The sequence below is a fragment of the Halopenitus sp. H-Gu1 genome (genome assembly GCF_041821145.1).
Classification (GTDB): Archaea; Halobacteriota; Halobacteria; order Halobacteriales; family Haloferacaceae; genus Halopenitus.
The window spans coordinates 1-5,444 of sequence record NZ_JBGUBC010000050.1; the positions used below are offsets into that span (position 1 = coordinate 1).

Genomic DNA, 5,444 nt, shown 5'->3' on the forward strand with positions numbered 1-5,444 from the left:
CCGTGTGAGTGCGTTCCCATGAAAACGCCTGACGTGGCGTCGATCGAACGACGGGGTTAAGTACTCACCACTCCTCGAATGAAATGCGACGGGCGCTCCCTCACCGGGAGCGACCCACCGGCCGTCAGGTCGGACGAACGTTCCGACGCCCTTATCAACGGGCGTCCACTCGGAACGTAATGCGACACACGCGAACTCGCCCTGTTCAATTCAGGGCGGTTTCGCCCGGACTTGCATTGGGCCGACGGGCTTTTAGCCTGTCAGTCCTAACTACCAAGTCCACCCCAATGAGGACGTCATCCCTGCGGTCCGCCGTAAGCTGACGTCTGATGTGAGCTCGATGGTCCGGTGTCATCCGGCGCTGCCGGCGACACCGGACTCGGACCATGCAATATAGACGATCGTATCATACGATACGACGGTGATCGACGACAGTTTTCAACTGTCAGACATCCCGCCACCCTCCTCGTGTGGGGAATCACACACGAGGAATCCCACTCCGGTTGATCCTGCCGGAGGCCATTGCTATCGGGGTCCGATTTAGCCATGCTAGTCGCACGAGTTCGGACTCGTGGCATATAGCTCCGTAACACGTGGCCAAGCTACCCTTCGGAGACGCATAACCTCGGGAAACTGAGGCTAATACGTCATACGACTTTCATCCTGGAATGGGGAGAGTCATAAACGCTCCGGCGCCGAAGGATGCGGCTGCGGCCGATTAGGTAGACGGTGGGGTAACGGCCCACCGTGCCGATAATCGGTACGGGTTGTGAGAGCAAGAACCCGGAGACGGAATCTGAGACAAGATTCCGGGCCCTACGGGGCGCAGCAGGCGCGAAACCTTTACACTGCACGCCAGTGCGATAAGGGGACCCCGAGTGCACAGGCATAGTGCCTGTGCTTTTGTTGACCGTAGGGAGGTCAACGAATAAGAGCTGGGCAAGACCGGTGCCAGCCGCCGCGGTAATACCGGCAGCTCGAGTGATGGCCGATCTTATTGGGCCTAAAGCGTTCGTAGCCGGCCTGTCAAGTCCGTCGGGAAATCCACGTGCTCAACGCGTGGGCGTCCGGCGGAACCTGATAGGCTTGGGACCGGAAGGCGCGACGGGTACGTCCAGGGTAGGAGTGAAATCCTGTAATCCTGAACGGACCGCCGATGGCGAAAGCACGTCGCGAGAACGGATCCGACGGTGAGGAACGAAAGCTAGGGTCTCGAACCGGATTAGATACCCGGGTAGTCCTAGCCGTAAACGATGCCTGTTAGGTGTGGCCCCCGCTACGAGCGGGTGCTGTGCCGTAGGGAAGCCGCTAAACAGGCCGCCTGGGAAGTACGTCCGCAAGGATGAAACTTAAAGGAATTGGCGGGGGAGCACTACAACCGGAGGAGCCTGCGGTTTAATTGGACTCAACGCCGGACATCTCACCAGCATCGACTGTGGTAATGACGGTCAGGTTGATGACCTCGCCACGAGCCACAGAGAGGAGGTGCATGGCCGCCGTCAGCTCGTACCGTGAGGCGTCCTGTTAAGTCAGGCAACGAGCGAGACCCGCATCCGTACTTGCCAGCAGCACTCACTGTGGCTGGGGACAGTACGGAGACCGCCGTGGCCAACACGGAGGAAGGAACGGGCAACGGTAGGTCAGTATGCCCCGAATGTGCTGGGCAACACGCGGGCTACAATGGTCAGGACAATGGGTTCCTACTCCGAAAGGAGACGGTAATCTCACAAACCTGATCGTAGTTCGGATTGTGGGCTGCAACTCGCCCACATGAAGCTGGATTCGGTAGTAATCGCGTGTCAGCAGCGCGCGGTGAATACGTCCCTGCTCCTTGCACACACCGCCCGTCAAAGCACCCGAGTGAGGTCCGGATGAGGCTCCTGAGAGGGAATCGAATCTGGGCTTCGCAAGGGGGCTTAAGTCGTAACAAGGTAGCCGTAGGGGAATCTGCGGCTGGATCACCTCCTACAGACCGAGACTCGCCTTCGGGCGAGCTCATCTTTATACATCGTATCGTGAGCGATTCGCGATCGTCACGTCCGCGTCCACCGCTGCCAGCCCGGACACTAACGGACCATCGAGTTCACACACCGCGACACACACAGACCGACCCGCCGTCAGGCGGGTGGGCCCGTAGCTCAGTGGGAGAGTGCCTCCTTTGCAAGGAGGATGCCCTGGGTTCGAATCCCAGCGGGTCCATGTCAGCTTCATTCTCATTCGGAGAACGAGCCCCTTAAGTGGGGCACTCCGAAACGGGAAGTGAAGCGCGACGACCGATGCACTACTCCGGGAGACCGCGAGTAGGAAGGGTCCGACGAACAGCCCCGTGAAGTCCACGGGGTGTTTCGATGACGACCGTGTATACGTGCGATCCAGACGCCCACTGAACTCAGTTTGTGAGTTCGTGGACGTATATTATACTGGCTACTGTGCCAGCTGGTGAATGGCTCGGCTCGAGAGCCGACGACGGACGTGCCAAGCTGCGAAAAGCCTGAGGGAGCCGCATGGAGGCGAAGAACTCAGGATTTCCAAATAGGAATCCCTTTACAATTGCCTTGCGCAATAGGGAACCCCCCGAATTGAAACATCTCAGTAGGGGGAGGAAGAGAACGCAATAGCGATGTCGTTAGTAACCGCGAGTGACCGCGACACAGTCCAAACCGAAGCCCTTGCGGGCAATGTGGTGTTCGGACTGACTTGCAGCGCCGGAACGTGATTGAGAAGTCTCCTGGAATGGAGCGTGAGACAGGGTGACAACCCCGTATGAATCACAAGTATGGCGTGCGTCAGCTCCAGAGTAGCAGGGGTCGGATATCCTCTGTGAATACCCCAGGCATCCCCTGGGAAGACTAAACACTCCTCGAGACCGATAGCGAACAAGTAGCGTGAGCGAACGCTGAAAAGCACCCCGAGAAGGGCGGTGCAATAGGGCCTGAAATCAGTTGGCGATAGAACGACAGGGCGTACAAGGCTCTGTGAGTAACGAGCGACGCGCGAGCGTCCAGTAGGAATCACAGGGAGCCGACGTCGTGTCGTGCGTTTTGAAAAACGACCCAGGGAGTGTACCTCAGATGGCGAGTCTAACCCGAGAATCGGGGGAGGCATAGGGAAACCGATATGGCCGCAGCATTGCGAGGGCCACCGTGTGCAAGCGCGGGGAGCCATCGGGGTACGACCCGAAACCAGGCGATCTATGCATGAGCAGGGTGAAGCGTGGCGAAAGCCACGTGGAGGCCCGTTAGGGATGGTGTCCTACAATACCCTCCCGTGATTCATGTATAGGGGTGAAAGGCCCATCGAGCCTGGCAACAGCTGGTTCCGACCGAAACATGTCGAAGCATGACCTCCGGCGAGGTAGTATGCGGGGTAGAGCGACCGATTGGATGACCCGCCTCCGAGAGGAGTCGGCCATCCTGTCGAACTCCGAACCTGCATACGCTGTCAACCCGGGGAGTCCGGTGTGCGGGGTAAGCCTGTGCACCGTGAGGGGAACAACCCAGAGCAAGGTTAAGGTCCCAAAGTGTAGACTAAGTGCGATTGGAAGGTTGTCTCAAGCCCTAAACAGCCGGGAGGTGAGCTTAGAAGCAGCTACCCTCTAAGAAAAGCGTAACAGCTTACCGGCCGAGGTTTGAGGCGCCTAAAATGATCGGGGCTCAAGTCTACCACCGAGACCCTGCCGTGCCCGTTACAGGGCAACCGCGTAGGTCGGCGTAGCGTTCGGATGGAAGCTCGGGTGAGAACTCGCGTGGACCGAACGGTAACGACAATCCTGGTCACAGTAGCAGCGATAGTCGGGTGAGAACCTCGACGGCCTGATGAGCAAGGGTTCCTCGGCACTGTCAATCAGCCGAGGGTTAGCCGGTCCTAAGTCCCCCCGTAAGTCGACGGGGACAAATGGGAAACTGGTTAATATTCCAGTGCCATCACGCGTTAAAAGTCGACACCGCAGAGAACACCGAGCCGGGCCTTCGCCCGGTCGAATCGGGGAAGTTCGTGGATGCCGTCACGGCACGAAGCGAACGAAGCCCGAGATAGGGAAACTCGGTGGTATCTGGGGTCCGTGAAAAGACGAGCGTGATGTCCGTACCAAGATCCGACACAGGTGCTCTCCCAGCGAAAGGGAAGGTCTGTCGGGAGAACCGACGTTAGGGAATTCGGCAAGTTAGTCCCGTACCTTCGGAAGAAGGGATGCCTGCTTTGGAGAAAGCAGGTCGCAGTGACTCGGGCGCTCCGACTGTCTAGTAACAACACAGGTGACCGCAAATCCGCAAGGACTCGTACGGTCACTGAATCCTGCCCAGTGCGGGTATCTGAACACCTCGTACAAGAGGACGAAGGACCCGTCAACGGCGGGGGTAACTATGACCCTCTTAAGGTAGCGTAGTACCTTGCCGCTTCAGTAGCGGCTTGCATGAATGGATAAACGAGAGCGCCACTGTCCCAACGTTGGACCCGGTGAACTGTACGTTCCAGTGCGGAGTCTGGAGACCCCCAAGGGGAAGCGAAGACCCTATAGAGCTTTACTGCAGGCTGTCGCTGAGACGTGGTCGCTACTGTGCAGCATAGGTAGGAGCCGTTACACAGGTACCCGCGCTAGCGGGCCACCGAGGCATCATTGAAATACTACCCGGTAGTGACTGCGACTCTCACTCCTGGCGGAGGACACCGGTAGCCGGGCAGTTTGACTGGGGCGGTACGCGCTCGAAAAGATATCGAGCGCGCCCAAAGATTTCCTCACTCGGGTCGGAAACCCGAGGAAGAGCGCAAGAGCACACGGAAGTCTGACAGTGTCATTCCTAACGAGTGACGCTGACGCGAAAGCGTGGTCTAGCGAACCTACGAGGCTCCGGAATGGGGCCCGTAGATGACAGAAAAGCTACCTTAGGGATAACAGAGTCGTCACCCGCAAGAGCACATATCGACCGGGTGGCTTGCTACCTCGATGTCGGTTCCCTCCATCCTGCCCGTGCAGAAGCGGGCAAGGGTGAGGTTGTTCGCCTATTAAAGGAGGTCGTGAGCTGGGTTTAGACCGTCGTGAGACAGGTCGGCTGCTATCTATTGGGGGTGTTAACGGTACCTGACGTGAACGGTCGTATAGTACGAGAGGAACTACGATTGGTCGCCACTGGTGTACCGGTTGTCCGAGAGGGCAGATGCCGGGTAGCCACGCGACACGGGGTAAGAGCTGAAAGCATCTAAGCTCGAAACCCACATGGAAACGAGGTACCACTTGAGGTCTCTCCTAGAAGAGGAGGTAGATAGACTCGGGGTGTGCGCACCAAGGCAACGAGGTGTTAAGCCCACGAGCACTAATGGACCGAGCCACAGTCATATGGTCCACCTCACAGACTGAGTTCAGGCGGAAGCTGGATCGCACGTATAGACGGTTGACCGATCGGGAGATCGGGACCACCGACAGAAGGCGCGAACACACGTGAGTGTGT

1 tRNA gene and 2 rRNA genes are annotated in these 5,444 nt (G+C 58.1%); all 3 read left to right on the plus strand.

The features are described from left to right. Nucleotides 1–496 precede the first annotated feature (496 nt). The 3 genes from ACERIT_RS15995 to ACERIT_RS16005 all read left to right on the plus strand — a co-directional run bounded on the left by ACERIT_RS15995 (nt 497) and on the right by ACERIT_RS16005 (nt 5,333). Nucleotides 497–1,967 (plus strand): 16S ribosomal RNA (locus ACERIT_RS15995). Nucleotides 1,968–2,127: 160 nt separating this feature from the next. Next, a tRNA-Ala gene (locus ACERIT_RS16000) sits at nt 2,128–2,199 on the plus strand. Nucleotides 2,200–2,415: 216 nt separating this feature from the next. Beyond that, a 23S ribosomal RNA gene (locus tag ACERIT_RS16005) occupies nt 2,416–5,333 on the plus strand. The 16S and 23S rRNA genes sit together here with 1 tRNA gene alongside, the layout of an rRNA operon. Nucleotides 5,334–5,444 lie beyond the last annotated feature (111 nt).